At 68.0% G+C, this 16,171-nt stretch carries 17 protein-coding genes; 7 read left to right on the top strand and 10 right to left on the bottom strand.

The annotated features are described in order from the left end of the window. From sucB to ACQI5H_RS14255, 5 genes are all read left to right on the top strand, one after another. Positions 1 to 809: 2-oxoglutarate dehydrogenase, E2 component, dihydrolipoamide succinyltransferase (gene sucB, locus ACQI5H_RS14275; protein WP_427079995.1), on the top strand; the 809-nt coding region annotated here is incomplete at its 5' end. 4 nt (positions 810 to 813) lie between these two features. Continuing rightward, entirely contained in the window at positions 814 to 1,737 is a 924-nt protein-coding gene (locus ACQI5H_RS14270) for a TIGR01777 family oxidoreductase (protein WP_427079994.1), read from the top strand. Between the two features lie 61 nt (positions 1,738 to 1,798). After that, complete coding sequence (gene lipB / locus ACQI5H_RS14265; RefSeq protein ID WP_427080013.1) at positions 1,799 to 2,503, top strand: lipoyl(octanoyl) transferase LipB; 705 nt, start codon at positions 1,799 to 1,801, stop codon at positions 2,501 to 2,503. Then, positions 2,503 to 3,456 carry a lipoyl synthase gene (gene lipA / locus ACQI5H_RS14260; protein WP_427079993.1) on the top strand — a complete coding sequence of 318 codons (954 nt, stop codon included), beginning with the start codon at positions 2,503 to 2,505 and terminating at the stop codon, positions 3,454 to 3,456. Before lipB ends, lipA begins: the two co-directional genes overlap by 1 nt. 31 nt (positions 3,457 to 3,487) lie before the next feature. Beyond that, positions 3,488 to 4,240: a DUF4191 domain-containing protein gene (locus ACQI5H_RS14255; protein WP_427079992.1), complete on the top strand. Its 753-nt coding sequence runs from the start codon at positions 3,488 to 3,490 to the stop codon at positions 4,238 to 4,240. Between the two features lie 15 nt (positions 4,241 to 4,255). On the opposite strand, the gene ACQI5H_RS14250 is transcribed toward ACQI5H_RS14255, so the two are convergent. Beyond that, positions 4,256 to 4,681: an RDD family protein gene (locus tag ACQI5H_RS14250; protein ID WP_427079991.1), complete on the bottom strand. Its 426-nt coding sequence runs from the start codon at positions 4,679 to 4,681 to the stop codon at positions 4,256 to 4,258. A gap of 226 nt (positions 4,682 to 4,907) precedes the next feature. Here ACQI5H_RS14250 and glnA (ACQI5H_RS14245) point away from each other — a divergent pair, with 226 nt between their 5' ends. Further along, positions 4,908 to 6,344: a type I glutamate--ammonia ligase gene (gene glnA, locus ACQI5H_RS14245; protein ID WP_427079990.1), complete on the top strand. Its 1,437-nt coding sequence runs from the start codon at positions 4,908 to 4,910 to the stop codon at positions 6,342 to 6,344. Positions 6,345 to 6,487: 143 nt separating this feature from the next. Further along, positions 6,488 to 6,895: a hypothetical protein gene (locus ACQI5H_RS14240; RefSeq protein ID WP_427079989.1), complete on the top strand. Its 408-nt coding sequence runs from the start codon at positions 6,488 to 6,490 to the stop codon at positions 6,893 to 6,895. 16 nt (positions 6,896 to 6,911) lie between these two features. Here the strand turns inward: ACQI5H_RS14240 and ACQI5H_RS14235 are convergent, their stop codons facing one another. The 9 genes from ACQI5H_RS14235 to glnA (ACQI5H_RS14195) form a co-directional block, all read right to left on the bottom strand. Next, entirely contained in the window at positions 6,912 to 7,127 is a 216-nt protein-coding gene (locus ACQI5H_RS14235) for a hypothetical protein (protein WP_427079988.1), read from the bottom strand. Positions 7,128 to 7,151: 24 nt separating this feature from the next. Continuing rightward, positions 7,152 to 8,009: a phytanoyl-CoA dioxygenase family protein gene (locus ACQI5H_RS14230; protein ID WP_427079987.1), complete on the bottom strand. Its 858-nt coding sequence runs from the start codon at positions 8,007 to 8,009 to the stop codon at positions 7,152 to 7,154. Between the two features lie 19 nt (positions 8,010 to 8,028). Further along, positions 8,029 to 9,297 carry a hypothetical protein gene (locus tag ACQI5H_RS14225; RefSeq protein ID WP_427079986.1) on the bottom strand — a complete coding sequence of 423 codons (1,269 nt, stop codon included), beginning with the start codon at positions 9,295 to 9,297 and terminating at the stop codon, positions 8,029 to 8,031. 164 nt (positions 9,298 to 9,461) lie between these two features. Beyond that, positions 9,462 to 9,953, bottom strand: a complete 492-nt coding sequence (locus tag ACQI5H_RS14220; protein WP_427079985.1) for a hypothetical protein — start codon at positions 9,951 to 9,953, stop codon at positions 9,462 to 9,464. 52 nt (positions 9,954 to 10,005) lie between these two features. Beyond that, positions 10,006 to 10,224, bottom strand: a complete 219-nt coding sequence (locus tag ACQI5H_RS14215; protein WP_076062269.1) for a hypothetical protein — start codon at positions 10,222 to 10,224, stop codon at positions 10,006 to 10,008. 33 nt (positions 10,225 to 10,257) lie between these two features. After that, positions 10,258 to 11,118, bottom strand: coding sequence for a TIGR03619 family F420-dependent LLM class oxidoreductase (locus tag ACQI5H_RS14210; protein WP_427079984.1), 861 nt, complete (start codon positions 11,116 to 11,118; stop codon positions 10,258 to 10,260). Then, complete coding sequence (locus ACQI5H_RS14205) at positions 11,115 to 11,729, bottom strand: PaaI family thioesterase (RefSeq protein ID WP_427080012.1); 615 nt, start codon at positions 11,727 to 11,729, stop codon at positions 11,115 to 11,117. Before ACQI5H_RS14205 ends, ACQI5H_RS14210 begins: the two co-directional genes overlap by 4 nt. Positions 11,730 to 11,764: 35 nt before the next feature. Next, on the bottom strand, positions 11,765 to 14,761 hold the full coding sequence (locus tag ACQI5H_RS14200) for a bifunctional [glutamine synthetase] adenylyltransferase/[glutamine synthetase]-adenylyl-L-tyrosine phosphorylase (RefSeq protein WP_427079983.1): 2,997 nt from the start codon (positions 14,759 to 14,761) through the stop codon (positions 11,765 to 11,767). A 51-nt stretch (positions 14,762 to 14,812) separates the two neighbouring features. Further along, positions 14,813 to 16,153, bottom strand: a complete 1,341-nt coding sequence (gene glnA / locus ACQI5H_RS14195) for a type I glutamate--ammonia ligase (RefSeq protein WP_076062263.1) — start codon at positions 16,151 to 16,153, stop codon at positions 14,813 to 14,815. Positions 16,154 to 16,171 lie beyond the last annotated feature (18 nt).

Below are 16,171 nucleotides of genomic sequence, written 5' to 3'. Positions count from 1 at the left end.
GTACGGCGGCGGGGGCGGCCGCGGCCGCCCCCGCCGCCGTACCGGCCGCGCCGGCCGCACCCACCCCGGCGCCCACGCTGGCACACCTGCGCGGCACTACGCAAAAGGCCAGCCGGATCCGCCAGCTCACCGCCGCCAAGACCCGCGAATCTCTGCAGGCCACAGCGCAACTCACGCAGACCCACGAGGTCGACATGACCAGGATCGTCGGGTTGCGGGCCAGGGCCAAGGCCGCGTTCGCCGAGCGCGAGGGGGTGAACCTGACCTTCCTGCCGTTCATCGCCAAGGCCGTGATCGATGCGCTGAAGATTCACCCCAACATCAACGCCAGCTACAACGAGGACACCAAGGAGATCACCTATTACGACGCCGAGCATTTGGGCTTCGCCGTCGACACCGATCAGGGTCTGCTCTCCCCCGTGATCCACAACGCCGGTGACCTGTCCCTGGCCGGACTGGCGCGGGCGATCGCCGACATCGCCGCGCGCGCCCGGTCGAGCAACCTGAAACCCGACGAGTTGTCCGGTGGCACCTTCACGATCACGAACATCGGCAGCCAGGGCGCCTTATTCGACACCCCGATCCTGGTCCCGCCGCAGGCCGCCATGCTGGGCACCGGCGCCATCGTCAAGCGGCCGCGGGTGGTCGTCGACGAAAGCGGCAACGAGTCGATCGGCGTGCGCTCGGTGTGCTATCTCCCGTTGACCTATGACCACCGGCTGATCGACGGCGCGGATGCCGGACGTTTCCTCACCACGATCAAACACCGGCTCGAAGAGGGAGCGTTCGAGGCAGACCTCGGGTTGTGACGACGTGTCCCGCGCTGGTCATCACGCCGTCATCGCGATAGCGGGTTCTTCCGGCCTGATCGGCTCGGCCCTGGCGGCGGCACTGCGTGCGGCCGATCACACGGTGCTGCGCATCGTGCGCCGGACACCGGCGAATTCCGAGGAACTGCACTGGAATCCGGAAAGCGGCGAGTTCGACGTCGACGCCCTGACCAACGTCGACGCCGTCGTCAACCTCTGCGGCGTCAACGTCGGCCAGCGTCGGTGGTCAGGCGCCTTCAAGCAGAGCCTGCGCGACAGCCGGATCGCCCCCACCGAGGTGCTGGCAAACGCGGTGGTCGACGCCGGGGTCGAAACGCTGATCAACGCCAGCGCGGTCGGTTTCTACGGCGACACCAAAGACCGAGTGGTCGACGAAAACGACCGTGCCGGAAGGGGTTTCCTGGCCCAGCTGTGCGAAGACTGGGAGGCCGCCACGCTGCCGGCCCAATACGGCGGGGTCCGGGTCGTGCTGGCCCGCACCGGCCTGGTGCTGGCCCGCGCGGGCGGTGCGCTGCGCCGGATGCGGCCCCTGTTTTCGGCCGGGCTCGGCGCCCGGCTGGGCAGCGGCCGCCAATACATGTCGTGGATCAGCCTCGAGGACGAGGTGCGGGCGCTGCTGTTCGCACTCTCAAACCCGACCCTGTCCGGCCCGGTGAACATGACCGGGCCGGCGCCCGTCACCAACGCCGAATTCACTACCGCCTTCGGTCGCGCGGTCAACCGCCCAACACCGTTGCAGTTGCCCGGTTTCGCGGTGCGGGCCGCGCTCGGCGAATTCGCCGACGAGGGACTGCTGATCGGCCAGCGGGCCATCCCGTCCGCGCTGGAGCGCGCCGGTTTCCAGTTCCACCACAACACCATCGGCGAAGCGCTCGGCTACGCCACCGCCCGGCGTGAGCGCGATTGAACCGCATCACCCGACCGTCGCGTCGCAAACCGCACCGGGTCCGAGTACCGTCACGAGCGTGATGGATTCCATCCGGTCGACTCCGACCGCGATCGACGTCCGCCAGCTGGGCACGGTCGACTACCGGACCGCGTGGCAACTGCAGCGCGACCTGGCCGACGCCAGGGTCGCCGGCGGGCCGGACACGCTGCTGCTGCTCGAGCACCCGTCCGTCTACACCGCCGGGCGGCGCACCGAACCACATGAACGACCGGTCAGCGACGCTCGCGTCGCAGATGTCATAGATACCGACCGCGGCGGCAAGATCACCTGGCATGGCCCGGGACAGTTGGTCGGCTACCCGATCATCAGGCTGGCCGAACCACTCGACGTCGTCAATTACGTTCGGCGCCTTGAGGAATCGCTCATCATGGTGTGCGGCAACCTCGGTCTGGACACGAACCGAATCGAGGGCAGGTCCGGGGTGTGGGTGCCCGCCGGCGCCGGCCGGCCCGCACGCAAGGTCGCCGCGATCGGGGTACGGGTGGCGCGCGCGACCACCCTGCACGGGTTCGCGCTCAACTGCGATTGCGATCTGAACGCGTTCAAGGCCATCGTGCCGTGCGGCATCAGCGATGCCGGGGTGACGTCATTGTCGGCCGAACTCGGACGCACGATCACCGTCGACGACGTCCGTGCCGCGGTCGCCGAAGCCGTCTGCCACGCGCTGGACGGGCGCCTCGCCCTTACCTGGCGACCGACCCCCGCCCGCGTAGCATCGACATAGTGAGCTCGCCTAACTCTGTGGCGCCCGAAGGGCGCAAGTTGCTGCGCCTCGAAGTGCGCAACGCGCAGACCCCGATCGAGCGCAAACCGCCGTGGATCAAGACCCGGGCCCGGATGGGGCCGGAGTACACCGAGCTGAAGAGCCTGGTCCGGCGGGAGGGCCTGCACACGGTCTGCGAAGAGGCCGGCTGCCCCAACATCTTCGAATGCTGGGAGGACCGCGAGGCCACGTTCCTGATCGGCGGTGACCAGTGCACCCGCCGGTGTGACTTTTGCCAGATCGACACCGGAAAGCCCGCGCCGCTGGACCGCGACGAGCCCCGCCGGGTCGCGGAAAGCGTGCACACCATGGGGCTGCGCTACGCAACCGTCACCGGTGTCGCCCGTGACGACCTGGACGACGGCGGGGCGTGGCTCTACGCCGAGACCGTGCGCGCCATCAAGGAACTCAACCCGTCGACCGGCGTCGAGCTGTTGATCCCGGACTTCAACGGCGAGCCCGCGCGACTCGCGGAGGTCTTCGCGTCGCGCCCAGAAGTGTTGGCGCACAACGTCGAAACCGTGCCCCGAATCTTCAAACGGATTCGGCCCGCCTTCACTTACCAGCGCAGCCTTTCGGTGATCACCACGGCGCGCGATGCCGGCCTGGTCACCAAGAGCAACCTCATCCTCGGCCTCGGCGAAACACCCGACGAGGTGCGCACCGCCCTTGCCGACCTGCGTGACGCCGGCTGCGACATCGTCACCATCACCCAGTACCTGCGGCCGTCGACGCGTCACCATCCGGTCGAGCGCTGGGTGCGGCCCGAGGAGTTCGTCGAGTTCGCCGGGCACGCCGAGGGCCTGGGATTCTCCGGGGTACTGGCCGGGCCGCTGGTGCGGTCGTCGTACCGGGCGGGCCGGCTCTACGAGCAGGCCGCACGCACCCGGGCCTCGGGCGCCTCGGCACGCTAGCCGGCTCCGCACGTACGTATCCTTGGTGACTATGGCTAAACCCCGCACTGCCGCCGAGAACAAGGCCGCCAGGGCGCAGGCGCAGGCCGCGCGCAAAGCGGCCGCGCGGGAGCGCCGGGCCCAGTTGTGGCAGGCGTTCAACATTCAGCGCAAAGAGGACAAGCGCCTGCTGCCGTACATGATCGGCGCGTTCGTGCTGATCGTGGGCGCGTCGGTGGCGGCGGGCATCCTGGTCGGCGGCTTCACCATGATCAGCCTGATCCTGCTCGGCGTCGTGCTGGGCGGCTTGGTCACCTTCATCATCTTCAGCCGCCGCGCGCAGCGGTCGATCTACCGCAAAGCCGAAGGTCAGACCGGCGCCGCGGCGTGGGTACTGGACAATCTGCGCGGCAAGTGGCGAGTGACCCCGGGCGTCGCCGCGACGGGTCACTTCGACGCCGTGCACCGGGTTCTCGGCCGGCCCGGCGTCATCTTGGTCGGCGAGGGAGCGGCGGCCCGGGTCAAACCGCTCGTGGCCCAGGAGAAAAAGCGCACCGCTCGGCTGGTCGGCGACGTGCCGATCTACGACATCATCGTCGGCACCGGCGACGGCGAGATTCCGCTGGGCAAGCTGGAGCGCCACCTGACCCGGCTTCCGGCCAACATCACCGTCAAACAGATGGACAACCTGGAGTCGCGGTTGGCCGCGCTGGGAACGCGGGCCGGTGCCGCCGTCATGCCGAAGGGGCCACTGCCGAACGCCGGCAAGATGCGCGGCGTGCAGCGCACCGTGCGCCGCAAGTAGCGGCCAACATCCAATTCAGCGACGTACGACGGCCGTGCCGGTCAGTCGATCCTGCAGCCCGCGCCCGTCCCAGTCGGTGAACAACGGCGGGACCACCAGCCCGACGAGCAGCCCGCGCACCGCCAGCCGGCCCAGCCCGAGCCGTCCGTCGAGCGCCACCACGCCCAGCCCCAGCACCAACTGTCCGGGTGTGAAACCGAACAGGCGGACGGCGACCACGCCCAGCACCCACCACACGACCAGCACCGAGGTCGCCAACATCTCCGTGGAGATGACACCGAAACCCATCGCCAGGGCCGCCAGGCCGTAGGAGATCAGCCAGTCGATGAGCAGCGCCACCAACCGACGTCCCATCGGCGCCAGCGATCCCGGCCCGCGTTCGGGCAGCCCGAGCGCCTCGCCGGGATAGGCCGGGCGCGATCCCGGTGTCCCCGCCGTCATCGGCCCGCCGTCTCGGTCGGAAAAGGGGACGGCCCAACGCTGCGCTCCGGGGCGAGACCAGTTACGATCTTGCGGTCCATGGGCCCCACAATAGAACCCGACCGGTGCTCCGCTCTCTGTCGTGGGACGCGTGGTCACGTAACCTCCGCGCAACACGTGGTTGACGGGTGAGCAATATCGTCTCCATAGCGTCAGGCCGCGGATTACCAAGGTAAAGGAGCATTCAGTGACGGAAAAGACGCCCGACGACGTCTTCAAGCTCGCCAAGGACGAGAAGGTCGAATACATCGACGTACGGTTCTGTGACCTGCCGGGCATCATGCAGCACTTCACGATTCCGGCGTCGGCATTCGACGAGAAACTCTTCGAGGAGGGCGTCGCCTTCGACGGTTCGTCGATTCGCGGGTTCCAGTCGATCCACGAGTCCGACATGCTGCTGGTTCCGGATGCGGGTACCGCCGTCATCGACCCGTTCCGCGAAGCCAAGACGCTGAACCTGAACTTCTTCGTGCACGACCCGTTCACGCTCGAGCCGTACTCGCGCGACCCCCGCAACATCGCCCGCAAGGCCGAGAACTATCTGATCAGCACCGGCGTCGCCGACACCGCGTACTTCGGCGCCGAGGCCGAGTTCTACATCTTCGACTCGGTGAGCTTCGACTCGCGGGCCAACGGCTCGTTCTACGAGGTGGACGCGATCTCTGGCTGGTGGAACACCGCCGCCGCGACCGAGGCCGACGGCGGACCCAACCGCGGCTACAAGGTCCGCCACAAGGGCGGCTACTTCCCAGTCGCGCCCAACGACCACTACGTCGACCTGCGCGACAAGATGCTCACCCACCTGATCAACGCCGGTTTCATCTTGGAGAAGGGCCACCACGAGGTGGGCTCCGGCGGCCAGGCCGAGATCAACTACCAGTTCAACACGCTGCTGCACGCCGCCGACGACATGCAGCTGTACAAGTACATCGTCAAGAACACGGCGTGGCAGAACGGCAAGACCGTGACGTTCATGCCCAAGCCGCTGTTCGGCGACAACGGCTCCGGCATGCACACCCACCAGTCGCTGTGGAAGGACGGCACCCCGCTGATGTACGACGAGACCGGGTATGCCGGTCTGTCGGACACGGCCCGCCACTACATCGGCGGCCTGCTGCACCACGCGCCGTCACTGCTGGCGTTCACCAACCCGACGGTGAACTCCTACAAGCGGCTGGTTCCCGGCTACGAGGCCCCGATCAACCTGGTGTACAGCCAGCGCAACCGGTCGGCATGCGTGCGTATCCCGATCACCGGCAGCAACCCGAAGGCCAAGCGCCTCGAGTTCCGTTGCCCGGACTCGTCGGGCAACCCGTACCTGGCGTTCTCAGCGATGCTGATGGCAGGCCTGGACGGCATCAAGAACAAGATCGAGCCGCAGGCACCGGTCGACAAGGACCTCTACGAGCTGCCGCCGGAAGAGGCCGCCAACATCCCGCAGGCCCCGACCCAGTTGTCCGCGGTGATCGACCGTCTCGAGGCCGACCACGAATACCTCACCGAGGGAGGCGTCTTCACGCCGGACCTGATCGAGACGTGGATCAGCTTCAAGCGCGAGCAGGAGATCGACCCGGTCAACGTCCGGCCGCATCCCTACGAGTTCGCGCTGTACTACGACGTCTAAAGACGTTTGAGCCCACCCAGCCCCCTGACCCGCGGCCCAGCCACGGGTCAGGGGTGCGCGAGAGCTTGGGATCGGTAGCAGCGCGGGCGGTGTTCACTTGCTTCGAGTCCGACTACGGGCCGATACGAAGCAAAGGGACCACCATGAAGACCGGCGCGGAGAATAATCCCAGGTTTGTGAGGCGAGCCATCGTCGGCCTATCAACGACCGTGCTGCTGTGGGGCGGCGTCGCGGGCGTGGTGGGGATGGGCGCTGGCACCGCCCAGGCCAAGCCTGGCCCTGTGCCGCTGGACAACCATGCCTGGCCGGGCTGCCCCGATGACCACCCCGCGGGGCCATGCCGCTGGTGCCCCGGGATGGCACCGGTGCACACCGGAAATCAGCGCGTGAACCCAGTTATTTGGGACAACAACGTCTGCCACACCTACTGGTATGTCACGCCTGGGCAGGGAAATGTTGCTCAAAACATTTTCGAGGGCGACAGTCCGCCACCACCGCCGCCGGCACCACCGGGCCTCAAGTTCTGCCCGATCCCGCCTTGGTGTCCGTGATCTGGCACGAACCCTGCTAGCCGCAAAGTTGGCCCAGCTGGCCGTGATTGGGGCTCGCATCGCACTGGGTCTGTTCGCGTCTGTTGATGAAGTCGTTGATGCAATCCTGATGGGCAACGGGATCGGTGATGCCGTCACAGGGGTCGCCGGCGTGCGCTTGGGCGGGTGGACTGCAGAGGGGTGCCAGCGCTATCGCCGCTGCCGCCAACACGCGCAATATTGCCCTCGTCATCGGTTCTTCCTTTTCTGACCGGGCCTAAGGGTCCTGTTCTAACAGGCGAAGCGGGTGCAGACCGTCGACCGCGCCGACGAAGGGCGGGTGGATGCTGTAGCCCAGCATGCGCCGAATGTCATCGGATACGTTGCGAGCGATTTCGCGCGATATGGACAACGTGAAGGCCTCCATCGGCCGCAGCCACGGTTGGCAGTACTGCGCGGTGACCGCGAGGCGCTCCCGATCACTGTTGTTGGCGCCCCCGCCGTGCCACAGGGTGCCCACGAAAAAGACGCACGACCCCGCGGGCATGACGACCGGTAGCGCGTGATCGCGCGGGCCGGGCCGGCGCTTACCCCAGCGGTGGCTGCCGGGGTACAGGACCGTCGCGCCATTGTCGGCGGTGAAATCGTCGATCGCCCAAATCGTCGCCGCCGCCAGCGGTTCCCGTGGCCGCGGAATCGGGTAGAAGCCGTCGTCATGGTGAGCCAGCTGCGCGGCCTCGCCGGGCTGAATGTTGATGGCCTGCAAGGCCGAAAGCAGGTAGTTGGGCATCAGCAGCCGGTCGAGCACGGCGAGCACCCGGGGATGATCGACGAGACGATCGCATGCCCGGGTCCTGCTCAGCACGCTGTAGATGCGCTGGGTGCGACGGCCCTCGAACGAGTTGCGTCCGGTGTGCCCGAGCCACGGGCGCACGACCTCCCGGATCTGTGCGCACTGCTCGGCACTGAGCAGCTTCTCCCAGATGACGTAGCCGTCGCGCTCGAGTGCGGCCATGTCGGCATCGGCGATCGAGCCGTCGACCGAGCTCCCGCCGGTCGGTGTCCGCTTGTACCGTTGCGCCAGATCTCCCCGGAGATCCTCCAGCGTGGTCACGGAGTCGTCGTCGAGGTTCATCGGTCCTGGCCCTTCTTCCCTAGGGGCCGGCGGTCGGCTCCGCGTTGCGCCTGCGGCGATTGATCACCCAGGCGACGAGGCCCACGACCAACGCGAAGCCCCCGAACCGCAGCGGAATGGGCCACCACGGTTCGCTGGGCTGGGCGGGGGCATCGTGTTGAGCGGTCAGCGCCACCAGATAGCTGCCGTTGTCGGTCGGACCGACGCCCGGCACTGACTGGGTCTTGGTCACCTTGATCTGGGCGCTGCTGCCAGGATCGTTGATCTGACCCCAGGCCAACGTGGTGTCGTCGAGCAGGAAGGTGTCCTGGCTGCCCGCGGGTTGGCTGGCGTCGTGCCCTACCAGCCCCACCTGGCCGACCTGCACGGTCTGGGCGGCGGCGGGGACCGCTACCGAGACGTCCTGGTACGCCTCCGGCGCCGGGGGCGTGTAGCTCGCCGGCGGCGGACCGCCCCAGCCGTCCGGTGGTATCCAGGCCCCGCCGTAGAAACTGCCCGACGCGACATAGCTGTCGCCGACCGCGGTGAACGGGAACAGGCCCGCGGTGGCGATGTCGAGCACGACGCGGCCGCCGGCCGGCACGTACGCCTCCCGGGCGGCGCCGTTGTAGGTGAAACGGAAGGTCATCGCCTGGTTGAGCGGGTTGTACAGGCTCGGGCGGTGGTAGCTGTCGTAGTCGAGGTAGTCCCAGTGCCGGGGGCGCGCCAGCGTCTGGTTGTCGGCCTTGACGACGTCAACGTTGCCGCCGTGGGCGTTGACCACGTTTTGCACCTGCCGATTGAAGTCCACCAGCTGTTGCATCTGGTGCGCGGTACCGGGATTGACCCTGGTCGCCGGGGCATTCTTGGCGGCGGCGATCGCCTGCGGCGACGCGTCCAGCCCCTTGGGCGGTGTCACCACCGCCGCGCCTCCCGGCACGCCGGTGTTGGGCGGGATCTTCGGGGTCTGCACGGCAACCGTGGTCGGGGACGGCGGACTTGGCGGAACGACCTCCGGGGTAGGCACGGCCGGCACATTCACCGGCACGGGCGGCGCCGGGGCCGCGGGAAGCGGGACCGGCACCCTGCTCGGCGGCGCCTGGGCCGGGCGGGGCGCCGGGTCCTCGCTGCACACACCCCCGTTCGACGTGTGGTACGCGCCAACCAAAAACTGGCAGTACTGGCAGCGTCCGGGGTCAGCCCCGGCGCCGGCACACGGTGCCGCCAGCGCCACACCTGGCGCGGTCGTTATCACCGAGAACGGGGCGAACGCCAGGACGGCTGCCACCGCAATCCCGAGTGCTTTCATCGTGTGACCTTCCGGGAACCGCACCGGCTGGGAGGGCTGCTACCACCGAGAGTTGTGGTGCGGACGGGTAGCGGCGGTTTTACCGCTACTTCAACCAGTGTCGCACTTTTGTTTTCCGGAACTGATCTGGACCACGCCGATGGTCGGGATTCCGTCTCCTCAGATTACCGGCCGCCGCGGCCGCAGTCGGTGTTGGTGGGCTGTGATGGCCATGCGCAGGCGTCGACGTCGGTGGTGCCACCGTAGCCACCGCCGGTGAACACGCCGTAGTTGTTGCCGTTGATGCCGGTCATGCTCGCGCCACCGCCTCCGCCGCTGCCACCCGCACTCTGGACGGACACTGACCACTGCATGCCTTCTAGCGCAGCCTTGTACACACTCATCACATCGCGCGGCGATCCATTGACGAAGAAATGCAGATGGATGCCGTTGTCGTGTATCGAGTCGGGACCGTCGGTCCTCGTCGCGTTGGCAGGTGTGGGTATCAGCGATTTCAGATCCCCGCCCGTGTTCGCGGTCGTCGTAGCCTGTGACACTGACGCCGTGGCCGTCTTGGACGCCGTCGTAGTCGTGGCCGTGTTCGAGTTCGGCGAACTGCTACACCCCGCCACGACCAAGCCCACGGCGATCGTCGCGGCACCGCTTCGGTATTTCATGTTTCCTCCGACCGTCCTTGGACGACACCGACTAGGTTGTGGCGCAAGGTAATTAGGGGTTTTGGCAACCCATTATCCCGCGTGACATTTTGACGGGCTGTCCTTCGGCCATCTCGACGACCTCTAGCCAACCGCCGGGAGCTACATAGTGCCTGCTGACATCCTGGCGCTGCATGCGGATCAGCAAGACGCCCGCGTCGGTGATCTCGAAGCTGTCGAACACGCCATAGTCCCGCGGCACACCGTTTTTGAACACCACCGTGAATGACATGGGTCCGAGTATGGCGTGGTCGAAACTTCGCGTCTAGCCGTCCAGCGCCAAATCCTTACGGAAACGTTGCATCCCGTCGATCTTGTCGGCCAGGGTCGCGTCCGGGCCGGCGTAAAACATCCACGGCATGGTGATGATGCCGGTGATACCGGCATCGGCGGCGCGCCGGTAGTCGGCGGTGGTGAATGCGTCGGTGAGCGGCGTCAGGATGGTGAAATCGTCCAGGGACAAGCCGTTTTCGAGCCGCAGTTCGCGCAGCCGGCCCACCGCCTCGATGGCGCGATCGGTCTTGATCAGGTCCCCGATCCAGCCGTCGTTGCGGGCGGCGCGGCGCAACGCCGCCTCGCTGAGCCCGCCAACATAGACCGGTATCGGCGGTGGCGTGGGCTGCATCTCCAGTCGCGGTGTCGGGTAGAACTGACCCTCGAACTCGGTCCAGCCCGGCTGCCACAGCGCCCGCATCAGATCGATGATTTCGTCGGTGCGTTTGCCTCGGGCGGCGAACTGCTCACCCATCAAAGCGAATTCCTCTTTGCACCAGCCGACCCCGATGCCGAGCTCCACCCGCCCGGCCGCTAAAACCGCCGCCGTGCCAATGGCTTTCGCCGCCGAGTACGGATTGCGCATCGCGGGGATGTACACGGTGGTGACGAACCGCAGCCGGTTGGTGACCTGCGCCAGCGCTCCGACGAGGACCCATGGATCGGGCCAGTCGGTGAAGGGCTGCCAACGCCGTTGGCCGTCTTTGGTGTACGGGTACGGGGTCTCCAGGGTCTCCAGGTTGACGACGTGGTCGGGGATGCCGATGCCGTCGTAGCCGAGTTCGTCGGCGGCCTTGGCGATCTCGACGATCTCCCGGGTGTTCAAAAAGGCACTGCTGATATAGAACTTCATTCGGTTCCCCGTGCCCACGCCGGTTCGATGAAGATGCCTTCGGCCTCCACGGTTACCCCTTCCGCGTCCGAAATGGTGCCGCGCGCAAAGACTTTGACGCCCTCGCTGCGGTCGATCCACGCGTCGCAGCGAAGCGGGCCCAGCGGCGTGCCGCGCAGGTACTTGACGGTGATGGTTCCGGTGAAACGCGCCTTGGACAAGCCGTCGCTGGCCGCCTCGCCGAGCATGTGGTCGAGCACCAGGGCGCTGACGCCGCCGTGCACCCGGCCGGGCGGACCCTCGTACGCGGACCCGAGGACGAACTCGCTCCAGCAGCGCCCGTTGCCGTCGTGACGGACGACGATCGGCGGCGCGATCGGGTTGCACACGCCGACGGCGGCGTTACCCAAGGGCAGCGGGCGATCCTCGACGCGGTAGCTCACGCCGACCGCTCGCGTTCGTTGCCGCAGCGACCGGGTGACGGCCTCGATCGCGGTCCGCGCGCTGGCGACGACGTCGTCGTCGGCCTCGGTCCGGATGGTGGCGTCGACGAGTTCGCGCACGGCGTCGGCCAGCGGCGCGTACAGGCCCGTCACCCGGTCGGCCTCCGCCGCGCTGAGCACCTCGAACATCGCGTCGAAGTTGCCCCCGAACGCACCGGCCTCGCTCAACTCCCGAACACCTTGCGTACCACGGCTTTTGCGCGCCTCGTCACCCTCAGGTAGTTGTCCAGGAACTCACTGCCGTCGTCGGTTCCCCAGCCCGCGGCGACCGCGACCGCGTTGAGCTGGCGTCCGGGCCCGGGCAACTGGTCGGTGGGCTTGCCGCGGACCAGCACCAGCGCGTTGCGGGCCCGGGTCGCGGTCAGCCAGGCGTGGCGCAGCAGCTCCACATCCTCCTCGGGCATCAGATCGGCCGCCGCGGCGGCGTCCAGGGATTCCAGCGTCGAGGTGTTGTGCAGCGCCGGAACCTCGTGCGCGTGCTGCAGTTGGAGCAGCTGCACCGTCCATTCGATGTCGGCCAGTCCCCCGCGGCCCAGCTTGGTGTGCGTGTTGGGATCGGCGCCGCGGGGCAGCCGCTCGGAGTCCACCCGGGCCTTGATGCGGCGGATCTCCCGCACCGCCTCGGCCGACACCCCGTCGGACGGATACCGCGTCCGGTCGGCCATCAGCATGAAGCGCTGGCCCAGGTCCGCGTCGCCGGCGACGGCGTGCGCGCGAAGCAGCGCCTGGATTTCCCACGGCTGCGCCCACTGCTCGTAATAGGCGGCATACGACCCCAACGTGCGGACCAGCGGGCCGTTGCGGCCCTCGGGCCGCAGGTTGGCATCGACTTCCAGCGGCGGGTCGACGCTGGGGGTCCCCAGCAGCGCCCGGATCTGCTCGGCGACTGACGTCGACCATTTCACGGCCTCGGAATCCTCGACACCGTCGGCCGGTTCGCAGACGAACATCACGTCGGCATCCGACCCATAACCCAGCTCGGCACCGCCCAGCCGGCCCATCCCGATCACCGCGATGGCCGCTGGCGCCTTTCCTTTCTGGGAGCCGTCGTCGGGGAGGTTGGCCTTGATCATCGCGTCCAACGCGGCCTGCAGCACGGCCACCCAGACCGACGTGAGGCCCTTGCACACGTCGATGACATCGAGCAGGCCGAGCAAGTCCGCGGAACCGATGCGGGCCAGCTCCCGGCGGCGCAGCGAACGCGCGGCGGCGATCGCCCGCACCGGGTCGGGGTGACGCGCCGCCGAGGCGACCAGCGCGCGGGCCACGGTGTCGGCGTCGGTCTCGAGCAGTTTCGGGCCGGCCGGCCCGTCGCTGTATTCCTGGATCACTCGCGGGGCACGCATCAGCAGGTCGGGCACATACGCGGACGTTCCCAGCACATGCATGAGCCGCCTGGCCACCGCGGGCTTGTCCCGCAGCGTGGACAGGTACCAAGTCTCGGCGGCCAGCGCGTCGGACAGGCGGCGGTAGGCCAACAACCCGCCGTCGGGGTCGGGCGCGTACGACATCCAGTTCAGCAGCCGGGGCAGCAGCACCGACTGCACCCGGCCGCGTCGGCCGCTCTGGTTGACCAACGCCGACATGTGCTTCAGCGCGGTCTGCGGTCCCTCGTAGCCCAGCGCGGCCAGCTGGCGCTCCGCGGCCTCCGGCGTCATGCCGTGCGAGATCTCCAGGCCGGCCGGCCCGACCGACTCCAGCAGCGGCTGATAGAAGAGCTTGGCGTGTAGCTGCGACACCCGCACGTTCTGGTGCTTGAGCTCCTCGCGCAGCACCCCCGCGGCGTCGTGGCGGCCGTCCGGGCGGATGTGCGCCGCGCGGGCCAGCCAGCGCACCGCCTCCTCGTCGTCGACCTCGGGCAGCAGATGGGTGCGCTTGAGCCGTTGCAGCTGCAGCCGGTGCTCGAGCAGGCGCAGAAATTCATAGGAGGCGGTCAGGTTGGCCGCGTCCTCGCGCCCGACGTAGCCGCCGTCGCCCAGTGCGGCCAAGGCGTCGACCGTGGAAGCCACGCGCAGCGATTCGTCGTTGCGGCCGTGCACCAGCTGCAGCAGCTGCACGGCGAACTCCACGTCGCGCAATCCGCCGCTCCCGAGCTTGAGCTCGCGGGCGCGGACATCGGAGGGCACCAGCTGCTCCACCCGCCGCCGCATGGCCTGCACTTCGACCACGAAATCCTCGCGCTCGCAGGCAACCCAGACCATGGGCGTCAGCGCGGTCAGGTAGCGCTCGGCTAGTTCGGGGTCGCCCACCGCGGCCCGGGCTTTCAGCAGCGCCTGGAACTCCCAGGTCTTCGCCCAACGCTGGTAGTAGGCGAGGTGCGACTCGACGGTGCGGACCAGTTCGCCGCTGCGGCCCTCGGGCCGCAGCCCAGCATCGACGGTGAAGAACGCATCGGAGGCCACCCGCATCATCTCGCTGGCCACCCGGGTGCTCAGCGTGTCCGCGTTCTCGGCGACGAAGATGACGTCGACGTCGCTGACGTAGTTCAGTTCGCGTGCACCGCATTTGCCCATCGCGATGACGCTCAGCCGCGGTGGCGTGCGGTCGCCGCACACGGTTGCCTCGGCCACCCGCAGCGCGGCCGCCAGCGCCGCATCGGCGAGGTCCGCCAGCTGCGCGCCGACGACGGGGAACGGCAGCACCGGCTCGTCCTCGACGGTCGCGGCCACGTCGAGCGCCGCCAGCACCAGCAGCTGATCGCGGTAGAGGGTGCGCAATCGCGAAACCGCGGAACCCGGCTCACCCAACGCCTCGTCGGCGCACTCCACGAACGCCCGGTGCAGCTCGTCGCGGGTGGGCAGTTTGTCCTTGCCCCGCAGCAGCTTCCAGGACCGCGGATGGATCGCGAGGTGATCCCCCAGGGCCAGCGACGAACCCAGGACGGCGAAAAGGCGCCCGCGAAGCGGGCGCTCGGTGAGCAGCGCGGCGTTCAGCTCGTCCCAGCCCGCATCGGGGTGCTCCGACATCCGGACCAGGGCGCGCAGCACGGCATCGGGGTCCGGCGCGCGCGACAACGCCCACAATCGGTCGATGTGCGCCTGGTCGTCGTGGTCGTACCAGCCGAGCCGTTCCAGACGTTCACCCGCCGCGGGATCGACCAACCCGAGCCGTCCGACGCTGGGCAGCCGCGGGCGCTGCGTCGCGGGTTTGGTCACGATCAAGACGGTAGCGCAAGCCGGCGATCGCTCGGGCCGACCGGGCGACCCCGTGAGCTACAGCGACAGGTAGGTGCTCAACTCGTACGGCGTGACGTGACTGCGGTAGTTCGCCCACTCCGTGCGCTTGTTGCGCAGGAAGAAGTCAAACACGTGCTCCCCCAACGCTTCCGCGACGAGCTCGGAGGCCTCCATGCTTTTAAGGGCGCTGTCGAGGCTGGTGGGCAGCTCGCGGTAGCCCATCGCGCGGCGTTCCTCCGGCGTGAGGTCCCACACGTTGTCCTCCGCCTGCGGCCCCAGCACGTAGCCCTTCTCCACCCCGCGCAGCCCGGCGGCCAGCAGCACGGCGAACGTCAGATACGGATTGCACGCCGAGTCGGGGCTGCGCACCTCGACCCGTCGCGACGACGTCTTGTGCGGCGTGTACATCGGCACCCGCACCAGGGCCGACCGGTTGGCCGCGCCCCACGACGCCGCGGTGGGCGCCTCACCGCCGACCACCAGCCGCTTGTAGGAGTTGACCCATTGGTTGGTGACCGCACTGATCTCGGAGGCGTGCTCGAGGATTCCGGCGATGAACGACTTGCCCACGTCCGACAGCTGCAGGGGATCGTCGGCGCTGTGGAAGGCGTTGACGTCCCCCTCGAACAGGCTCATGTGGGTGTGCATGGCCGAGCCGGGGTGTTCCGCGAAAGGCTTGGGCATGAACGAGGCCCGCGCACCGTTTTCGATCGCGACTTCTTTGATGACGTAGCGGAAGGTCATGACGTTGTCGGCCATCGAGAGCGCGTCGGCGAAGCGCAGGTCGATCTCCTGCTGGCCGGGCGCACCTTCGTGGTGGCTGAACTCCACCGAGATGCCCATGAATTCGAGGGCGTCGATGGCTTCGCGGCGGAAGTTGGACGCGGAGTCGTGCACCGCCTGGTCGAAGTAGCCGGCATTGTCGACGGGGATGGGCCGCGACCCGTCGTTGGGACCCGGCTCCAGCAGGAAGAACTCGATCTCGGGATGCACGTAGCAGGAGAAGCCCAGATCGTTGGCCTTCTGCAGCTGGCGCCGCAGCACGTGCCGCGGGTCCGCCCAGGATGGCGAACCGTCGGGCATCGTGATGTCGCAGAACATCCGCGCCGAGTGGTGATGTCCGGAGGGGGTGGCCCAGGGCAGCACCTGGAAGGTGGACGGATCCGGGTTGGCCACGGTGTCGGATTCCGAGACGCGCGAGAAGCCCTCGATCGATGATCCGTCGAAGCCGATGCCCTCCTCGAAGGCGCCCTCGAGTTCCGCCGGGGCGATGGCGACCGACTTCAGGTAACCGAGCACGTCAGTGAACCAGAGCCGCACAAAGCGGATGTCCCGTTCCTCCAGCGTGCGGAGGACGAATTCCTTCTGTCGATCCATACTCCGAACAGTAGGCAA

This window comes from Mycobacterium heidelbergense (assembly GCF_050205645.1).
Taxonomy (GTDB): domain Bacteria; phylum Actinomycetota; class Actinomycetes; order Mycobacteriales; family Mycobacteriaceae; genus Mycobacterium; species Mycobacterium heidelbergense_A.
This window is presented reverse-complemented; position numbering and strand designations above follow the sequence as displayed.

Coding starts and splice junctions, on each gene's coding strand:
- ACQI5H_RS14215 (WP_076062269.1), bottom strand. CDS start 10,224: ATGTCATTCACGGTGGTGTTCAAAAACGGTGTGCCGCGGGACTATGGC.
- ACQI5H_RS14220 (WP_427079985.1), bottom strand. CDS start 9,953: ATGAAATACCGAAGCGGTGCCGCGACGATCGCCGTGGGCTTGGTCGTG.
- ACQI5H_RS14225 (WP_427079986.1), bottom strand. CDS start 9,297: ATGAAAGCACTCGGGATTGCGGTGGCAGCCGTCCTGGCGTTCGCCCCG.
- glnA (WP_076062263.1), bottom strand. CDS start 16,153: ATGGATCGACAGAAGGAATTCGTCCTCCGCACGCTGGAGGAACGGGAC.
- ACQI5H_RS14250 (WP_427079991.1), bottom strand. CDS start 4,681: ATGACGGCGGGGACACCGGGATCGCGCCCGGCCTATCCCGGCGAGGCG.
- ACQI5H_RS14235 (WP_427079988.1), bottom strand. CDS start 7,127: ATGACGAGGGCAATATTGCGCGTGTTGGCGGCAGCGGCGATAGCGCTG.
- ACQI5H_RS14210 (WP_427079984.1), bottom strand. CDS start 11,118: ATGAAGTTCTATATCAGCAGTGCCTTTTTGAACACCCGGGAGATCGTC.
- ACQI5H_RS14205 (WP_427080012.1), bottom strand. CDS start 11,729: ATGTTCGAGGTGCTCAGCGCGGCGGAGGCCGACCGGGTGACGGGCCTG.
- ACQI5H_RS14255 (WP_427079992.1), top strand. CDS start 3,488: ATGGCTAAACCCCGCACTGCCGCCGAGAACAAGGCCGCCAGGGCGCAG.
- ACQI5H_RS14230 (WP_427079987.1), bottom strand. CDS start 8,009: ATGAACCTCGACGACGACTCCGTGACCACGCTGGAGGATCTCCGGGGA.
- ACQI5H_RS14240 (WP_427079989.1), top strand. CDS start 6,488: ATGAAGACCGGCGCGGAGAATAATCCCAGGTTTGTGAGGCGAGCCATC.
- lipB (WP_427080013.1), top strand. CDS start 1,799: ATGGATTCCATCCGGTCGACTCCGACCGCGATCGACGTCCGCCAGCTG.